This is a genomic window from Microvirga sp. Mcv34 (assembly GCF_024519725.1).
Taxonomy (GTDB): Bacteria; Pseudomonadota; Alphaproteobacteria; order Rhizobiales; family Beijerinckiaceae; genus Microvirga.
On sequence record NZ_JALJRK010000036.1, the window covers coordinates 1 to 15,842 of the forward strand.

General features: G+C 62.1%; 18 protein-coding genes and 1 tRNA gene. 15 read left to right on the plus strand and 4 right to left on the minus strand.

The features are described from left to right. Nucleotides 1–277 precede the first annotated feature (277 nt). The 14 genes from OC446_RS18115 to OC446_RS18180 all read left to right on the plus strand — a co-directional run bounded on the left by OC446_RS18115 (nt 278) and on the right by OC446_RS18180 (nt 12,438). A complete protein-coding gene (locus OC446_RS18115; RefSeq protein ID WP_262030423.1) occupies nt 278–751 on the plus strand; it encodes a YidB family protein in 474 nt (157 codons plus the stop codon). 220 nt (nt 752–971) lie between these two features. After that, nucleotides 972–1,211: a hypothetical protein gene (locus tag OC446_RS18120; RefSeq protein WP_262030424.1), complete on the plus strand. Its 240-nt coding sequence runs from the start codon at nt 972–974 to the stop codon at nt 1,209–1,211. A gap of 72 nt (nt 1,212–1,283) precedes the next feature. Next, nucleotides 1,284–1,583 (plus strand): hypothetical protein, encoded by a 300-nt coding sequence (locus tag OC446_RS18125; protein WP_262030425.1) that lies wholly within the window; start codon nt 1,284–1,286, stop codon nt 1,581–1,583. Nucleotides 1,584–1,697: 114 nt separating this feature from the next. Then, nucleotides 1,698–1,961, plus strand: coding sequence for a hypothetical protein (locus tag OC446_RS18130; RefSeq protein ID WP_262030426.1), 264 nt, complete (start codon nt 1,698–1,700; stop codon nt 1,959–1,961). Between the two features lie 565 nt (nt 1,962–2,526). Next, nucleotides 2,527–2,617: transfer RNA gene (locus tag OC446_RS18135), tRNA-Ser, on the plus strand. A 324-nt stretch (nt 2,618–2,941) separates the two neighbouring features. After that, nucleotides 2,942–4,468: an ABC transporter substrate-binding protein gene (locus OC446_RS18140; protein ID WP_262030427.1), complete on the plus strand. Its 1,527-nt coding sequence runs from the start codon at nt 2,942–2,944 to the stop codon at nt 4,466–4,468. A gap of 37 nt (nt 4,469–4,505) precedes the next feature. Further along, nucleotides 4,506–5,513 (plus strand): ABC transporter permease, encoded by a 1,008-nt coding sequence (locus OC446_RS18145; RefSeq protein WP_262030428.1) that lies wholly within the window; start codon nt 4,506–4,508, stop codon nt 5,511–5,513. Beyond that, nucleotides 5,510–6,412 carry an ABC transporter permease gene (locus OC446_RS18150; RefSeq protein ID WP_262030429.1) on the plus strand — a complete coding sequence of 301 codons (903 nt, stop codon included), beginning with the start codon at nt 5,510–5,512 and terminating at the stop codon, nt 6,410–6,412. The genes OC446_RS18145 and OC446_RS18150 overlap by 4 nt, the downstream gene beginning before the upstream one ends. 1 nt (nt 6,413) lies before the next feature. Continuing rightward, a complete protein-coding gene (locus tag OC446_RS18155) occupies nt 6,414–7,403 on the plus strand; it encodes an ABC transporter ATP-binding protein (protein ID WP_262030430.1) in 990 nt (329 codons plus the stop codon). Beyond that, complete coding sequence (locus OC446_RS18160; RefSeq protein ID WP_262030431.1) at nt 7,400–8,398, plus strand: ABC transporter ATP-binding protein; 999 nt, start codon at nt 7,400–7,402, stop codon at nt 8,396–8,398. The genes OC446_RS18155 and OC446_RS18160 overlap by 4 nt, the downstream gene beginning before the upstream one ends. Further along, nucleotides 8,398–9,468: a C45 family autoproteolytic acyltransferase/hydolase gene (locus tag OC446_RS18165; protein ID WP_262030485.1), complete on the plus strand. Its 1,071-nt coding sequence runs from the start codon at nt 8,398–8,400 to the stop codon at nt 9,466–9,468. Before OC446_RS18160 ends, OC446_RS18165 begins: the two co-directional genes overlap by 1 nt. Nucleotides 9,469–9,585: 117 nt before the next feature. Then, the gene (locus OC446_RS18170; protein ID WP_262030432.1) at nt 9,586–10,569 is read left to right on the plus strand and encodes a sigma-54 interaction domain-containing protein; all 984 of its coding nucleotides are present in this window, start codon (nt 9,586–9,588) and stop codon (nt 10,567–10,569) included. A 184-nt stretch (nt 10,570–10,753) separates the two neighbouring features. Then, nucleotides 10,754–12,112: a DUF1446 domain-containing protein gene (locus tag OC446_RS18175; RefSeq protein WP_262030433.1), complete on the plus strand. Its 1,359-nt coding sequence runs from the start codon at nt 10,754–10,756 to the stop codon at nt 12,110–12,112. A gap of 11 nt (nt 12,113–12,123) precedes the next feature. Continuing rightward, complete coding sequence (locus OC446_RS18180) at nt 12,124–12,438, plus strand: DUF4387 domain-containing protein (RefSeq protein WP_262030434.1); 315 nt, start codon at nt 12,124–12,126, stop codon at nt 12,436–12,438. 72 nt (nt 12,439–12,510) lie between these two features. Here OC446_RS18180 and OC446_RS18185 read toward each other — a convergent pair whose 3' ends face one another. Beyond that, complete coding sequence (locus OC446_RS18185; protein ID WP_262030435.1) at nt 12,511–12,738, minus strand: hypothetical protein; 228 nt, start codon at nt 12,736–12,738, stop codon at nt 12,511–12,513. A 92-nt stretch (nt 12,739–12,830) separates the two neighbouring features. Here OC446_RS18185 and OC446_RS18190 point away from each other — a divergent pair, with 92 nt between their 5' ends. After that, nucleotides 12,831–13,184: a RidA family protein gene (locus OC446_RS18190; protein ID WP_262030436.1), complete on the plus strand. Its 354-nt coding sequence runs from the start codon at nt 12,831–12,833 to the stop codon at nt 13,182–13,184. A gap of 4 nt (nt 13,185–13,188) precedes the next feature. On the opposite strand, the gene OC446_RS18195 is transcribed toward OC446_RS18190, so the two are convergent. The 3 genes from OC446_RS18195 to OC446_RS18205 all read right to left on the minus strand — a co-directional run bounded on the left by OC446_RS18195 (nt 13,189) and on the right by OC446_RS18205 (nt 15,662). Continuing rightward, entirely contained in the window at nt 13,189–13,992 is an 804-nt protein-coding gene (locus tag OC446_RS18195) for a glycosyltransferase family 2 protein (RefSeq protein ID WP_262030437.1), read from the minus strand. A gap of 63 nt (nt 13,993–14,055) precedes the next feature. Continuing rightward, on the minus strand, nt 14,056–14,670 hold the full coding sequence (gene gstA / locus OC446_RS18200; RefSeq protein ID WP_262030438.1) for a glutathione transferase GstA: 615 nt from the start codon (nt 14,668–14,670) through the stop codon (nt 14,056–14,058). Nucleotides 14,671–14,852: 182 nt separating this feature from the next. After that, entirely contained in the window at nt 14,853–15,662 is an 810-nt protein-coding gene (locus OC446_RS18205) for an endonuclease/exonuclease/phosphatase family protein (protein WP_262030439.1), read from the minus strand. Between the last annotated feature and the right edge of the window lie 180 nt (nt 15,663–15,842).

Genomic DNA, 15,842 nt, shown 5'->3' on the forward strand with positions numbered 1-15,842 from the left:
GATCACGCGCCGCCCCCGACTGGCGAGTTCGAAGAGCGCGGCGCTTCCCATCGCCCCCAACCCGATCACCGCCACATCGAACGTCGCCATCGCTCTCACCCTTCAAGACTCTCCCGAATGCGGGCGCATACATTCGGCAGCGGGCAGAGGTTCGTCAATCCGGCCCTTTGGCCGCCTCCTCGGGCCGCGGATTCCCCGCCATTGCCACAACGCCGCCTGTAAATTGGAACTCTTTCGGGGCGGCCGGGATTCTCGTGCATCGGACGAGGAGGAACACATGAGCCGAGGCTTTCCATCCATGACTGCCCTTCTGGGGCTTCTTGCCATCGCTGGCTACCAGAACCGGGACAAGATCGCTGAAATGCTCGGCGGTGCGGCGTCCAACAACAATCCCGCAGGCACACCACCGGCCAATCCTGGCCAGGCGCAAGGTGGCCTGGGGGGTTTGGGCGGGTTGCTGGGGGGCTTGAGCGGCCAGAACCCGGGCGGTGTCCTGAGCGGCGGCCTGGGCGAGCTGATCGACAGCTTCCGGCAGAGCGGTCACGGCGACGTTGCCGATTCCTGGGTGGGTACCGGCCCGAACAAGGAGGTCGCGCCCCAGCAACTGGAACAGGCCATCGGGCCCGACGTCCTGGCGACCCTGACACAGCAGACCGGCCTCTCCCGCGAGGAGATTCTCTCCCGCCTGTCCAGGGAGCTCCCGCAGGCCGTCGACAAATACACACCCGACGGTCGGCTACCTTCCCTCTGAGCGGACATGAGTGAACCATGACGAACAGGTGCCGTCGGGGTGACCGACGGCACCGGCTTTACGGCGGCCGGCGCCCCTTAGAGCGCAACGGGCAATATTGGGCTCGAGCGGCGGCACAGCTCTATCCCTTTGACCAGCCGCCTACCCCCATCGCCTCGTTCCCGAAGGACCGCAATCGGGTAGCCTGCCAGGGCTCGGTTGCTAGGCATGGGAGGGGCTGATGCATACGGACCGCTTCGTCGTCTTCAAATTCCAGGACGAGTGGCTGGTGACATATGCGGACCGGGAGCAATCAGCCTTCGCAACACGGCAGGATGCGGAGCGATCGGCTTTCGACGCGGCCGACACTCTCGCGTCGCACGGCCATGCGGTCTCCGTGCTCATTATTCCGGATACCACGGGCGATGCTTCGAAGCCCTGCCTTTCTGCACTAGGACCCGAGAAGCAGAGCCTGAATTGACCCGCTCGCCTGCCGGCTCGCATTGGATTAGGATGATCATGAGACTGGGTTCCTCAGGTCGGGAAGTCGGCGATGCTCTGGGCAAAAAAGGCTGTCGATCCCGCTGAGTGGGAGCCGATGCAGGATCGGTTCGAGGAACTGTTCGTCAAGCTCGGAAGCCCGAAGCAGATGATGCTCGCCGCGGCGTGCGACCGGGTATCGGGCGAAGCGATCCTCCTCATGAGCCTCCCGAACACGGCCTATCTTGGACTCTTCCCGGGCTTCGAATCCGTAACCGAGGACACCCTGCCCCCTGAAGCCTCCCTCCTTGTCGGTCATGGAGACGAGCTGCTCAAGCGGTTCAGATATCCGGCCCGCCGAGTCGTGCCTTAGGGTGACCTGCTCTTTTCCGTTGAACGTCCAAGCCTGAACCAAGCTTGGGCATTCGGTTGCCACAATTGCCTGCCAATGCGCGAACCCGTTCGAGACTTCGCAGTGGAGAGCATCGTGACCGCAGCCCACGATTTGGACGAGATGGTGGACCTTCTTGCCCTCACCCGACCCTATGAGCAGTCGGCGGGCATGAACGTGGCGTGCAAAATCGCGACATTGCCTCTTCGCGATGCTGTCACCGTGGTTGTCGAGGATTGGGCCGACGACAAGTTCAGGCAGTTGAGCGCCGTCATTGTCAGGCCCTCCGGTCCCACTATCCGCAGCTTCGAGGAAATTCGACACCTTTACGGGCAAGCCGAGATGAGCCCTGCCTCCTGAGGAAGCCCTTGATTGGCCGAAAACATCGATCTTGCCCGGCATTTAGTCGTAAAGACTCATATTTCACCACCTGTCACTCTTCCCTATCGAGCCCGCAGAGGCTTTGATGGCATCGTCCCGCGGCCGAAGGAGGATCAGGGTGGAATTCGACGAAGCCGATTGCTCATGCCCGAGATGGTTTCCGATCTTCCTGTCAGGAATTGGACTGGCCAGTCTCGTGCTGTCCAACCTGTTCTGGTAGGAGCCCGGCCCTTGCCGTCGGGGTTTGAAGCACGTCTTTGATCCAGAACAATGCCGTAGCGTCAGCGCGTGATAGAACGGACCTCAACCAAAGGGGTCTATCATGCACCCATTTCACCACGACCTCTGGACTTTTGCCCTGGATGCCTTCCTGCTGATCGGCGCCTCCGCGGGGCTCTGCAGCCTGCTTGCCGCTCTCATCACCCTGCCCTGAAGGGTCAAGCAGCAGCCTCGCAATGGGCAATTTTGGACCTTGACGAAAAGACCCTCTTCGCGTCTATTGCGCCACCTGCGAAGCGGGATCCCAAAGCGGACCGTTTCGCGTGGAGACGTGGCCGAGCGGCTGAAGGCACTCGTTTGCTAAATGAGCATACCCCAAAAGGGTATCGAGGGTTCGAATCCCTCCGTCTCCGCCACTATCCTCGCAAGCGACCGACAAGCAAGGTCTCGAGGCTGGCCTGCGGGTGCTTCCGGGTCTAGGACACGCTTCCCCTTCTGCCGGCGCTCCTATCCGAGACATCTTCTCTCATGGGCCCTTGAGGTCATGTGTGCAATCTGCGCGCGACGCGGGATTTTCACGCTAGGCATATCCATCTTCCGTCTGGGATAAAGCGAGGTAAGTAGCTGATCTTCATTCCTAAATGGTCTTCGCTCTAGACTGGCACGTTTTTTGCTTACTTACTCCATTATCCGCGTAAGCATAAGCTCAGGGAACACCGATCGCGGAATGGAGAGGAAGAATGTTCAAGGCCCTCACAGTCACGGCTTTCATAGTCACGACAGCGATATCCGCCCCCGCGGCGGCAAGCGAGCTTCGGGTTGGTTTCACCCTCGATGCTCTGACGCTGGATCCTGCGAACCACCGCAAGCGCGAAACGGAAACCATCATCCGGAATATTTACGACGGTCTCCTGACCCGGGATGCCAAGATGAAGGTCGTTCCGGAACTCGCCGAATCCTGGAAGCAGGTCGATCCCCTGACCTATGACTTCAAGATCAGGCAGGGCGTTACCTTCCACGACGGTTCGCCCATGACCGCCGACGACATCGTCTTCACGTTCGAGCGCCTGACCAAGGACGGCGCCATGGACGGACAGACGAGCCCGCGCAAGGATCTCGTCGGCCCGGTCAAGTCGATCGCGAAGGTCGACGACCGGACGGTGCGGTTCACCTTGAGCGAGCCGTGGCCGATCCTGCCCGCCATGCTTCCGTTCCAGGAAGTGGTGAGCAAGGCCTTCACCGAGAAGGTGGGCACGCAGGGACTGGCGACGCAGACCAACGGCACCGGCCCCTTCAAGCTGGTGGAGTGGCGCAAGGGCGATTCCATCATCATGGAGCGCTTTGACGGATATTACGGCGGCGCGACCGACATTCCGCCCGTCGGCAAGGCGTGCGTCGACCGCGCGATCTTCCGCGTCATTCCGGAAAACGCATCCCGTGTCGCCGCTCTCCTCGCGGGCGAGGTCGACATCATCAACGAGCTGCCCCCCTTCGACATGAAGAAAGTGGAGGCCAATTCGAACACGAAGGTGATGAAGGTCAACGGCACGCGCACGTTCTTCGTCGCCCTCAACAATGCTAAGAAGCCGTTCGACGATCCGCGTGTGCGTCATGCCGCCAACATGGCGATCAACAAGGCGCTTATCATCGACAAGGTCCTGCTTGGAACCGCAGTTCCCCTCAACGGCGTCATGAGCCCCGATGCGTTCGGCTACAATCCCGATCTTCCGGCCTATGCCTTTGACGCCGAGAAGGCCAAGAAGCTCCTCGCGGAGGCCGGTTATCCGAACGGCGTTGATGCGAGCATCGACACCGAGGGCGCCTTCAAGGAGATGACGGAGGCCGTTGCTTCGATGCTGACCAAGGTGGGCATCCGCACCAAGGTCAATGTCGGCGAAGGCTCGACGCTGCGCGCGAAATGGTCGCCGAAGGGCGAGAAGACCGGCGACATGTACTTCACGTCGTGGGGGAACGGCTCGCTCGATCCGGCCGACATCTTCGTGCCGACCCTGAAGACCGGGGATCGCGGCAACAGTGCCTTCTACTCCAACAAGGAAGTCGATGCGCTGCTGGATGCGGCCAATGTCGAACTCGACCAGGCCAAGCGCGCCGATCTCTACAAGAAGGCGCAGGTGATCGTGAACAAGGACGCTCCCTGGATCTTCCTGTGGCTGCCTCAGGATCTCTACGGCGTCTCGAAGCGCGTCAGCGGCTGGGAGCCGAGCGCGGACAGCAAGATCAACCTTCACGACGCTTGCGTGAAGTAAGCATCAGCCCAGCACCTGCTCAGGGAGAAAGAGCCCGATGAAACCGTTGGCGCTCATAGGTCGTATCGCCCAGCTCTTGCCGGTTCTCCTCGGCGTCAGCGTCATCGTCTTCGTGATGATGGCCCTGACGCCAGGCGATCCCGTCGAGATCATGCTGGCCGATCAGCAGGCCACTCCCGAGCAGGCTCAAGCGCTCCGTCACGACATGGGACTGGACCGCCCCGCGCTGGAGCGGTTCGGCATCTTCATCGGAAACGCGCTGACCGGAAATTTCGGTCTGAGCTTCTTCCACCGCCGTCCAGTGTTCGATGTCATCGCGGAGCGTCTGCCCGCGACCATAGAGCTGACGCTCGCGGCCCTGCTCCTGGCCCTCGCGATCTCGATCCCCCTCGGGGTCGTGGCGGCCGTCAAGAAGAACCGTCTCGTCGACAGGCTCGCCGCGATAGGATCGCTTTTCGGCGTCTCATTGCCGGGGTTCTGGTTTGGCATCATCCTCATCATTCTTTTCGCCGTGCAGATGCGGTGGCTGCCGGTTTCCGGGCGCATGGACTTCGCCTGCGAGGTGGCCCCGATCACCAGGCTCATGACCATCGACAGCCTACTGCGCGGGCGCCCCGATTGTTTCGCCGACGCCCTGTCGCACCTGATCCTTCCTGCGCTCACGCTGGCGCTGCCCATGGCCGCCGTGCTCACCCGCGTCCAAAGGGCCGCCATGCTGGAAGTGCTGCGGTCGGACTACATCGTCTTCGCCCAGGCCAAGGGCCTTTCGCGCCGCCGGATTCTCTGGCGCCATGCTCTCAAGAACGCGCTGGTGCCCACCGTCACCGTCGCCGCCATCGAGACGGGCTCGCTCCTCGGCGGCAACATGGTGGTTGAAACCGTTTTCGGCTGGCCCGGCCTCGGCCGCCTTGTGGTCGAAAGCATCTTCGTCCGCAATTATCCCCTCGTGCAGGCGGCGGTGCTGCTCTACGCCGTGACCTACGTGCTGCTGAACTTCGTCGCCGACATCCTCTACACGCTGCTCAATCCGAGGGTCCGCCTATGAGCGCTGCCATTCAAGCCCCTGCCGCCATGCCGGAGCGGGCAGAGACTCCGACATGGCAGAGCCTGAGACGGTTTTCCGGAGACGGTTTCTCCGTCGCGGCCGCCATTGTCGTCCTCATCTTCGTTCTGCTGGCGGTTCTGGCGCCGTGGATCGCGCCTCACGATCCTTATGAGACGGACCTCCTGCGCCGCCTGCAGCCCCCGGCCTGGATGGAGGGCGGCGAGTGGAGCTACATCCTCGGCTGCGATGCGCTCGGCCGGGACATTCTTTCTCGGATCATCTATGGCTCTCAGGTCTCGATCACCATCGGACTGGCCGTCGTCCTGATCTCCACCGCCATCGGCACTGTGCTCGGCCTCGCCGCTGGCTACATGCGCGGGTGGGTCGATATCGCGATCTCGCGCGTCGTGGATATCCTTCTCGGCTTTCCCTACCTCATCTTCGCCATCGCCCTGATGGCCATGATGGGCCCCGGCCTGCAGAACATCATTCTGGCGCTGGTCTACAAGGAATGGGTCGTTCCCGCGCGCGTCGTGCGCGGCGAGGTGCTCGCAGCACGCGAGATGGAATACGTAGAGGCCGCCCGTGCCATCGGCGCGCCGCGCCTTCACATCATGTTCCGCGAGATCCTGCCGAACATCCTGTCGCCGGTGATCGTCGTCTCCACCATCCGCATGGCTCACGTGATCATCTTGGAAGCGAGCCTATCCTTCCTCGGCATCGGCGTTCAGCCGCCAACGGCTTCGTGGGGCTCGATGGTGGCTGATGGACGCAGCTTCGTTCTGGATGCGTGGTGGGTCAGCACCTTCCCGGGCATCGCCATCCTCGTCCTCGTCCTCTCGATCAATGTGGCAAGCCAGGGCCTTCGCGATGCATTCGACCCGAAGTTCAGTGACTGAGATGACGGCGCCTCTTCTCTCGATCCGTAACCTCAAGACCTGCTTTCCCACCCGCGCGGGGCTGGTGACGGCGGTCGATGGAGTGGACCTCGACCTGTATCCAGGCGAGTGCCTCGGCATCGTGGGCGAGAGCGGTTCCGGAAAGAGCGTGACCTTCGCCAGCGTCATCGGCCTTGTGCGTTCGCCGGGCTACGTGGCGGAGGGGACGATCCGCTTCGACGGCACCGATTTGAGAAATCTAGAAGCCGAGCAATGGCGCCAGCTGCGCGGACGCGACATCGCCATGACGATGCAGGATGCGCTCACCGCGCTCAACCCGGCCCTCACGGTCGCCGAACAGATCGAGGAGGTCCTGCTCGCCCACGCCACGGATCTTCCCCGGAAGGGACGTTGGGAGGCAGCGCGGGCGAGGGCGGTCGAGATGCTGCGGCTTGTCGGCATTCCGGCTCCCGACAAGCGCATCGACGATTATCCGCATCAGTTCTCGGGCGGGATGCGCCAGCGCATCATGATCGCCATCGCCCTGTCGTGCCGTCCGAAGCTGCTGATCGCGGACGAGCCGACAACCGCCCTCGACGTGACGATCCAGGCGCAGGTGCTGGATCTCATCGGCGATTTGCGCCGTGAGCTCGGCATGAGCGTGGTGCTCATCACGCATGATCTCGGCGTCGTGGCCGAGCATACCGACCGGGTTGCGGTGATGTATGCCGGCCAAGTCGTCGAGATAGGCCCGACACAGGAACTCATCAGCCAGCCCAAGCATCCTTATACGCGCGGCCTCATCGGCCTGATTCCGCGTTTGTCGGATCTCGATGCGCCCATCAAGCCGATCGAGGGGCAGGTGCCCGAACTCATCGGGCTCGGTGGAATCTGCCGCTTTCACGACCGCTGCGATTACCGCTTGCCCCAGTGCCGGTCCGATATTCCGATGGTTGCCGTCGGGCCGGGGCGTCAGGCGCGCTGCATTCGCGCCAAGGAGAACCTGTCATGAGCGATATGCAGCATCGACCTCTCCTTGAAGTTCGAGATCTCGAAAAAGTCTACCATCTCAACAGCGGCCTCCTGCAAAGGATTGCCCGGCAGCCCGCGCTCAATCTTCGCGCCGTCAACAAGGTGAGCTTCTCCATCCAGCCGGGCGAGACACTCGGCCTCATCGGCGAGTCGGGTTGCGGCAAGTCGACCCTCGCCCGAACAGTCCTGCGCCTGCATGAGCCCACATCCGGCAGCATCACCTTCGAGGGAAGCGACATCACGAAGCTGCCGCATCGGGAGATGACGGCGCTGCGCCGCAGCATGCAGATCATCTTCCAGGACCCCTACGCCTCCCTCAATCCGCGCAAGTCGGTCGAGGAGATCGTCGGGCTGCCGCTCTCCCTCCATGGCATCGCCAAGCGCGGGGAGATCCGCGACCGCGTGGTCGCGATGCTGGAGAGCGTCGGCTTGAAGAGCGCGCATATGGGCCGGTTCCCGCATCAGTTCTCCGGCGGCCAGCGCCAGCGCATCGGCATCGCGAGAGCCCTGATTCTCAATCCGAGCTTCGTCGTCTGCGACGAGCCGGTCTCGGCTCTCGACGTCTCGATCCAGGCGCAGATCATCACCCTTCTGGAATCGCTCAAGCGCGAGCTGGGACTGACCTATCTGTTCATCTCGCACGACATCGGTGTCATCGGCCATGTGAGCGACCGCATCGCCGTGATGTATCTGGGCGACATCGTCGAGATGGGCCCGAGCCGCGAGGTGCTGAAAGCCCCGAAGCACCCTTATACCAAGGCTCTCCTCTCGGCGGTGCCTCAGATCGATGCCGGTGCGAGGCGGGAAAGGGTGAAGCTCACGGGCGATCTGCCGTCCCCCATCGCGCCGCCTCCCGGCTGCAAGTTCCATACGCGCTGCCCCTTTGCTATCGAGCGCTGCCGCCACGAGGTTCCGGCGCTTCGCGATCTCGGGGGCGACATGAAGGCAGCCTGTCACCTGGTGAGTGCATCGTGATGAAAGCCGAACCTGCTTCCCCCGTCCTGCTCACAGGTGACTCCTATACGCGTGGGCGGATGCAGGCGCTCTGCGGAGAGCCACTGGTCGCGGCCGTGCAGAACGCCATCGATACTCGCCTGGCGCAGGCGGGAGCCCTGTTGGAGAAGGCAACCATACGGTCCTTTCTCGATGAGCAGGCGCGCCTGCTTGACATTCTGGACCCGGAATCCGCCGCTGAGGTGCGTGGCATTGCGGACGGGTTCGGGCGCAGCTTCGTATCCGTTCTCGCTTATCTGCATTTAGGGCTTGTTGCCGATCTGGCGGTGGATGGCTGTTCCGCCTGGGGGTGGGGCGCGTCGCCTGCGCATAAGCCTGTCCTGGTCAAGAACCGCGACTATCGCGGCGAACATGCTCTGCTGCAAAGGGTCTTTCTCCATCGAGATCCTGAGCGGCCCGGCAGGGCCATCCTCTGTGTCGGGAGTCTCGGCAGTCCTGGGGCATTCTCCAGCGGCATGAACGCCCATGGCCTTGCCCTCGTGGATACCCATGTCGCAACGCGCGATCACGGCCCGGGACTCCTACGCTACTTCCTCATGACCCGCCTTCTCTGGAACTGCGATTCCATTGAGGAGGCACTGGAACTCATTGCGAAGACCCCACATGCCGGCGGGGGAACGATCATCATGACGGATGCGTCGGGGGATTGCGCGGCCGTCGAACTGGGACACACGGCCTTTTCCATCGAGACCGGTCCCTATGTGGTGCGGACGAACCACTTCATGTCTTCCGCATGCGCTCCCTCGTGGCTTCCAGCGGCGAGCGATCCGATGGCGGCCAGTACGGAGGGGCGCTACGCACGGCTCAAGGCGTGGCTCTCAGGCCGGGATGACGGCCCGTCGCTCCCGGAGATTGCCGCGCTCATGGGATCTCACGCCGAGAACGGTCAGGAAGCCTTGTGCCGTCACGGCGAGGATGGCGATGCGCGGACCATCTCCTGCTCCATATTTGCACCGGCCGAGCTTCGCCTCTACTTTTCATCCCGTGAACCCTGTGCCGGCCAGTGGAGTTCCTTCGAGTGCCGGCCCTAGAGCGGTTTGCGGTTCGCCAGAACCGCAAACCGCTCCGGATTCCTTTATTTGTCCGCCTTTTCGGACGGCGAACCGGGTCCACTTCGCCTGAAAAGGCTCTAGCCTGGATGGAACAGTGTGGCTTACGAAGCAGGTCTGATCGGCGAGCACGCCTCGATCCTCGAAGTCAGACGCCTTATCGAACGCGTGGCAAGGAGCGCGGCGCGTGCCGTCCTCATCTACGGTGAAACCGGCACCGGAAAGGGCTTGATCGCCCGTCTCGTGCACCAGCAGTCGCCCCGGAGCACGCAGGAGTTCATCGACGTCAATTGCGCCGCCATTCCCGACCAGCTGCTCGAATCCGAGCTGTTCGGGCATGAGAAGGGGGCCTTCACCGGAGCCATTTCCCGCAAGCCTGGATTGATCGAGGCTGCGAATGGCGGGTCGATCTTTCTCGACGAGATCCGCGACATGAACCTCGTCATGCAGGCGAAACTGCTGACCGTTCTCGACACGCAGCGCTTGCGCCGCGTGGGGGCCATCGATCCGGTCGAGGTCGATGTGCGCTTCATCGCCGCCACGAACCGCATTCTCCTGTCGGAGGTGAATGCAGGGCGGTTCCGCGAGGACCTTTATTACCGGCTGCAAGTGGTCGCCATCAATGTGCCGCCCCTGCGGGAACGGGGAGACGATATCTTCGTCCTCACCGAGCATTTCCTCCGCCGTCTCAGCAGCCGCTACGGGCGTGTCATTCGGGGGCTGGACAATGACGTGATCGATGTTTTCCGGCGCTACCGCTGGCCCGGCAACGTGCGCGAACTGGAAAACCTGCTCGAGCGCATCTTCATTCTCGAGGATGAGAACACGATCATGCTCAAGCATTTACCTGTCCGCATCCTGCGCGACATCAAGGAAGGCGAAAAGGCCGGGCAACTTTCCGAGATCGGGGAGACGATCGCGAAGGGGAATGTCGATTATTACGAGGCGACCACGGCGTTTCAGATCAAGCTCATCCGCCAAACGCTGGCAGCCACCAACGGCAGCCTGACCGAAGCGGCGGCGCGCTTAGGCCTCTCCCGTCATGCTCTCCGGCACCAGATGCTGAAGCTCGACATGACCTGAATGCGCGCATCCCGCGCGTCCATGCGTGGAAGTCGCCAATACTGAGAGGCGAGGGTCGTGGCTTGTCGCGAAGCCATAGTATTTTGTGTTGTTCTGCAATGACTTGCTTTCCTTTTTGTCAGTTGGCATGACCCTTGCTTATTCCTGGTCGTCACGCTGTGACGCACACCGGAGAACGCCTGTCATGCCGTCCATAAAAATTATTTGCCCGAATGGTCATTTGGGCTTCGCCCCTCTCAAGCCCGATAGCTTCCAGCGTGGTGTGGCGGCAGGGCCGGATTTCATCGCCGCCGATTCCGGAAGCGACGATATCGGTCCGGTTCCTCTCGGAACCGATACATCCACATCGCCCGAGGCCTGGCAGCGTCAGGATCTCGAAGCCATGCTTCTGGCCGCGCGCCGGATCGACGTGCCGATGGTCATCGGATCCGCCGGCGATACGGGCACGAACAGCCGGGTCGACCGTTATGTGGCAATCATCAAGGAGCTTGCGAAGAAGCACAATCTTGCGCCCTTCAAGCTCGGTTACTTCTACTCCGAGGTCGACAAGGAGCGGGTGCGCAAGGCCATCGGAAGCGACGAGCCGGTGCTCGGCCTCGACGGACGCAACGCCCTCTCTGAGGCCGAACTCGACGCGACGGACCGCATCGTCGCCATGGCCGGCATTCATCCCTACCGCAAGCTTCTGGAAGAGGGCTGCGACGTCATCATCGGGGGCCGCTCGAGCGACTGCGCAGTCTTCGCCGCGCCCGCCCTACATCGCGGCACGAGCGAGGCCGACGCTTACTACCTCGGCAAGGTTCTCGAATGCGCTTCCTTCTGCGCCGAGCCCTATGGCGCGAAGGAAACCGTTCTCGGCGCCGTGAACGGCAGCGGCGTGACCGTGACGGCCATGCACCCCGACCAGCGCTGCACCATCGCCTCGGTCGCGGGCCATGCGATGTACGAGCGCTCGAATCCCTACGACGAGTTCGTCGCAGGCGGACGCCTCGACATGCGGGATTGTCATTACGAGCAGATCGACCCGCGCACGACCCTCGTCACCGGGCAAAAGTTCGTTCCGGCCGAGCGAATCCGCGTGAAGCTCGAAGGCGCGGGTAAGGTCGGCGAGCGCTTCATCGGCATCGCCTCGGTCCGCGATCCCTATACCATCGCCCATATCGACGATGTCATCGCGTGGGCGAAGGCGCAGGTCGTCGAGCGCTTCGGCCAGACAGGCTACGAGCTGCACTATGGCGTCTACGGCAAGAACGGCGTGATGGGCGATCTCGAGCCGGTCAAGACTCCGGCTCACGAGCTTTGCATCATCGTGCAGGGCGTCGCCTCGACGGAGGAAATGGCGGAGGAAGTCTGCATGACCGGTACGCGCCAGCTCTTCTACGCACGCCTGCCCGAGGTGAAGGGCACAGCCGGCGGCGTCGCCTTCGTGCTGGACGAAGTCCTGAAGGCATCCCCTGCCTATCGCTGGACCCTCAATCACACGCTGGCCGTCGACGATCCGCTCGAACTCTTCCCGACCCACACCGTCACCGTCGGCGCCTGAGGACATCCATCATGAAAAAGCTGTCAGACCTCGCGAAGACCATTCGCAGTAAAAACGCCGGCGTCGACAAGATCACGTTCGACATCATCTTCACGGACCGAGGCATCTATGAGAAGGTTCTGCGGAGCAAGGCTCTCACGCCTGCGACCGTGGCCAAGCTCTATGCGATCGACGAAAGCCGCATCGCCGATTTCGTCGAATACGATCCGGCCTGCGCCATCAAGTTCACAATCTTCCGACTCCGTCCGAGCGGCAGCGCCGGCGACTCGGATATCTTCGGGGCGCAACAATACGCTCCGCTGCTGGATGTGCAGGTCGATATCTAGAATTCTTCGCGAAGAAGCATGTGATCTTATGAGGTGAGCGGCAGGCTGGATCTCGACCAGCCTGCCGCTTTTTCAAAGCCGCATGATGATATGGTCGCCCTCATCGATCCAAGCCGGATTGCTCAATTCCAGCGATGTGGTGAACACCTGTCCTGGACGACGGCCAAGGCTTTCAACATCTGATCTGAGTTGCCGGGTGCCCCAAGAAAGTGCTACGAAGGGGCATTGAGGCAAACGCAAAAAGCCTTTATTTATCAAAACTTGGCAAGCGTGGCGGTTGAATCCCTCCATCTCCGCCATTTCCTCATTCGCCTGACGATCTTCGGCTGTCCTCGGGGCTTCGACCTGTGGTACGAGCCCGACCTGTGATCGGGCATGAGGAGAAGCGCATCGTGACAGACATTCGGCGGATCGGCGTTGCGGCGCGCTACAGCGACCTCGTGATCCAAAACGGGACGGCCTATTTTTCGGGCTACGTGCCCGAGACGACCCTGGGTCTGTCGGCGGGGGAGCAGACCCGGGACATCCTGGGACAGATCGAGCAATCCCTTGGGGAGATCGGCAGCGACAAGTCCAGGATCCTCCAGGCGACGATCTGGCTCGCGGATATCGCTTTCTACGATGAAATGAACGCGATCTGGGACGCCTGGGTCGTTCCCGGCCAAGCGCCGGCGCGTGCCTGCGTCGAATCCAAGCTGGCCGACCCGGATTACAAGCTCGAGATCCAGGTCGTCGCCGCGCTTTGAGGTATTAAGCCTTGACCCGCTTCGCCTGGGCGTCCGATTTCGCGAGCGCTCCCAGGCGCTTGCGCTCATAGTGCTTCGCTAGGCGCAGGTGACGCCACGTGGCGTAGTTCATGGAGATCAAGAAGCCATAGGTGCCGCGCAGGAAGTGCAGTCGGCCGAAATAGACCTTCAGGAACGCCGCGGGAAATTCGAAATAGACCCGCCATGTGGGGATCGAGACCCCCCTCACCTCAAGGTCGACAGCCTGCTGATCAGCGTAGCTGTTGAGCTTGGCCAACTGATCGCCGAGGGACCGGACGGACCGGTGGTGCACGAGGCCCTTCAGCTTGCCTACCTTAGTCTTCGGCTTCAGATCGACCCGGTCATGGACGAGCGATGACGAGTACCGGCCGGCGTCCCGGCGATAGAGCCGGACGGGTGCGATCCGGTAGGCCAGCGGATGGGGCGCGGCCTCGCCCGGATAGGTCTCGGCGATGCGGATCCCATAGGCCTGGCAGGATGGCTCTCCCTGGGCGAACAACCGTCGGATCTCGGCCAGCAACTCCGGCGAGACCTCCTCATCCGCGTCGAGATTCAGCAGCCAATCGTGTCGGCACTGGTCCTCCGCGAAGCGCTTCTGAAGCCCATAGCCGGGCCATGGGTTGAAGATCACCCGGGCACCGAGCTCCTGGGCCACCGCCTGGGTTCCATCCGTCGAGCCTGAATCGACCACGACGATATCGTCCGTCAGGCCTCGGACGGCGCGGATGGTCGCCCCGATACGGTCGGCCTCGTTCTTGGCAATGATGAAAACGGAAACAGGAAGCATGGCACCGGGTGCCTAGCGCATCGTGCGAGCAAGTGGAACCGGTTTTTCGCCGGCTGCCCCGCGTCAGGCCGCGATCGGCAGTCCTTCAGCCTGCAGAGCCCTCCTGACCATCTCGCGATCCGAGATCCGCCACATGTACTCTAGGACCGCCGCATGACCGGTCAGTTCAATCCTGTGGAAGCGAGCCCATTTCAGGACGGTGAAACAATAGGCATCGGCCACCGTAAACTGCTGGCCGGCCAGGTAGGACTGCCCTCGAAGGCATTGATCCAAGAAGGAGATCCGCTTCTGGAGACGGCGGACAGCAAGCTCTCGGGCTTGGGGAAGCACTGGCGCCTCCCAGAGCGGATCAAACCCTTTGTGAAGCTCCGCGCCGGTGAAGTCGAGCCATTCCTTCACCCGGTAGCGTTCCCAGGAACCGAGATCTGGGAGGAGCTGGGCCGACGGCGCTTGGTCCGCAAGGTATTCCAGAATGACCGGAACCTCGGCCAAGATCTCACCATGTTGCAGAACCAGAGCAGGAACATGACCTTTGGGGTTGATCTGGATGAAGTCACGCCCCGATGCCGTCGTTTTCGTCTTCAGATCGACCTTGTCGTATTCGATATCCAGACCGGCTTCGAAAGCGGTGATACGCGCGGCAAGCGAACTGGCCCCAGGAGTATAATATAGCTTCATCAGATTCCACGCCTTCGGTAATGTATATACTTATAACGTTACTGCGTGGCTTATTACTATGTCACATGCTGACCTGTTCAAGGCATCCATAGCCGCCTAATCCATTATTCCTTCGTGCCGGTAGAACGGCGACCGCCGTGGCTTGGGCGCCTGTCTGATGCGAACTTGGTCTGCGAGGCGTGCTAGAGCAGCTCTCCCGCGCGAGTCCGGCTCGGCAGGGCGGTACCAAGCCGTTTGCGCACGCGCAATTCCGCCAGAAGCGGAAAATGATCCGATGCCACGCGGGTCATCGGATTCCGTACCGGACCGGCATCGACCACTTCGATGGATTTCGTCACGAAAACATGGTCGAGGCGCAGGACGGGCGCCCGCGTGTGGAATGTCGGCTGCGGCTCTCCGAAGGAATTGGACAATTGGGCGTCCTGCATCCGGTTCGCGATGAGACGGTAGGAGCGCGAGTAAGGCGGCGCGTTGAAATCGCCCAGCAGAATCGCCGGGTCGCCGCAATCGGGGTGGCCGATCCAATCGGGCCCGATCAGGGCGGCCGCCTGAGTCCGCCGCTCCCCCGAGCGCAGGGAGAGATGGGCGTTGACCACCTGGACCGTCTGGCCGTCAATCTCGACGGAAACCCAGAGGGCGCTGCGCTTCTCGAAGGATGGCCTTGTCGATTGCGTGGGAAGGCGGCCCGACTGCACGATCCTCGAGGCATGGCGGGTCAGGACCGCGATGCCGTATTGCTCGCCGAGGATTCGGATTGTGGGCTGGAAGTGAAGGTCCATGCCGAGCCGGGAAGCCACAGCCGCCGCCTGATCGATCTCCCCGGCCCGCACACGCCCGACCCTGACCTCCTGCAACGCGACGATATCGGGATCGCAGGACGCGATGACATCCGCGATCCGTTGCGGTGAGATCTTCCTGTCCGTGCCGAGCCAGCGATGGACATTATAGGTGAGGATCCGAAGGGTTGGCCCCTGTTTGTCGCTATGCTTCAAAGGTCGGCACCGGCTCGATGTTCGTTACAGGTCAGAATAGCGCGTCAGTCGCCGAAGCGGAACGTCGCCTCCGCCACCTAGGTGGCAAACGTGTCGGATCAATGACCCAAGTTCAAGCATGGTTCCCTAGCCAAGCCTTGCCTCTCCGAGCCTGACAGAAGGCAAAACCAGGACGAGCCA

Excerpts from the sequence above, each read along its gene's own strand:
- OC446_RS18115 (WP_262030423.1), top strand. The coding sequence starts at position 278 with ATGAGCCGAGGCTTTCCATCCATGACTGCCCTTCTGGGGCTTCTTGCC.
- OC446_RS18120 (WP_262030424.1), top strand. The coding sequence starts at position 972 with ATGCATACGGACCGCTTCGTCGTCTTCAAATTCCAGGACGAGTGGCTG.
- OC446_RS18125 (WP_262030425.1), top strand. The coding sequence starts at position 1,284 with ATGCTCTGGGCAAAAAAGGCTGTCGATCCCGCTGAGTGGGAGCCGATG.
- OC446_RS18140 (WP_262030427.1), top strand. The coding sequence starts at position 2,942 with ATGTTCAAGGCCCTCACAGTCACGGCTTTCATAGTCACGACAGCGATA.
- OC446_RS18145 (WP_262030428.1), top strand. The coding sequence starts at position 4,506 with ATGAAACCGTTGGCGCTCATAGGTCGTATCGCCCAGCTCTTGCCGGTT.
- OC446_RS18150 (WP_262030429.1), top strand. The coding sequence starts at position 5,510 with ATGAGCGCTGCCATTCAAGCCCCTGCCGCCATGCCGGAGCGGGCAGAG.
- OC446_RS18155 (WP_262030430.1), top strand. The coding sequence starts at position 6,414 with ATGACGGCGCCTCTTCTCTCGATCCGTAACCTCAAGACCTGCTTTCCC.
- OC446_RS18160 (WP_262030431.1), top strand. The coding sequence starts at position 7,400 with ATGAGCGATATGCAGCATCGACCTCTCCTTGAAGTTCGAGATCTCGAA.
- OC446_RS18165 (WP_262030485.1), top strand. The coding sequence starts at position 8,398 with ATGAAAGCCGAACCTGCTTCCCCCGTCCTGCTCACAGGTGACTCCTAT.
- OC446_RS18175 (WP_262030433.1), top strand. The coding sequence starts at position 10,754 with ATGCCGTCCATAAAAATTATTTGCCCGAATGGTCATTTGGGCTTCGCC.
- OC446_RS18180 (WP_262030434.1), top strand. The coding sequence starts at position 12,124 with ATGAAAAAGCTGTCAGACCTCGCGAAGACCATTCGCAGTAAAAACGCC.
- OC446_RS18185 (WP_262030435.1), bottom strand. The coding sequence starts at position 12,738 with ATGGCGGAGATGGAGGGATTCAACCGCCACGCTTGCCAAGTTTTGATA.
- OC446_RS18195 (WP_262030437.1), bottom strand. The coding sequence starts at position 13,992 with ATGCTTCCTGTTTCCGTTTTCATCATTGCCAAGAACGAGGCCGACCGT.
- gstA (WP_262030438.1), bottom strand. The coding sequence starts at position 14,670 with ATGAAGCTATATTATACTCCTGGGGCCAGTTCGCTTGCCGCGCGTATC.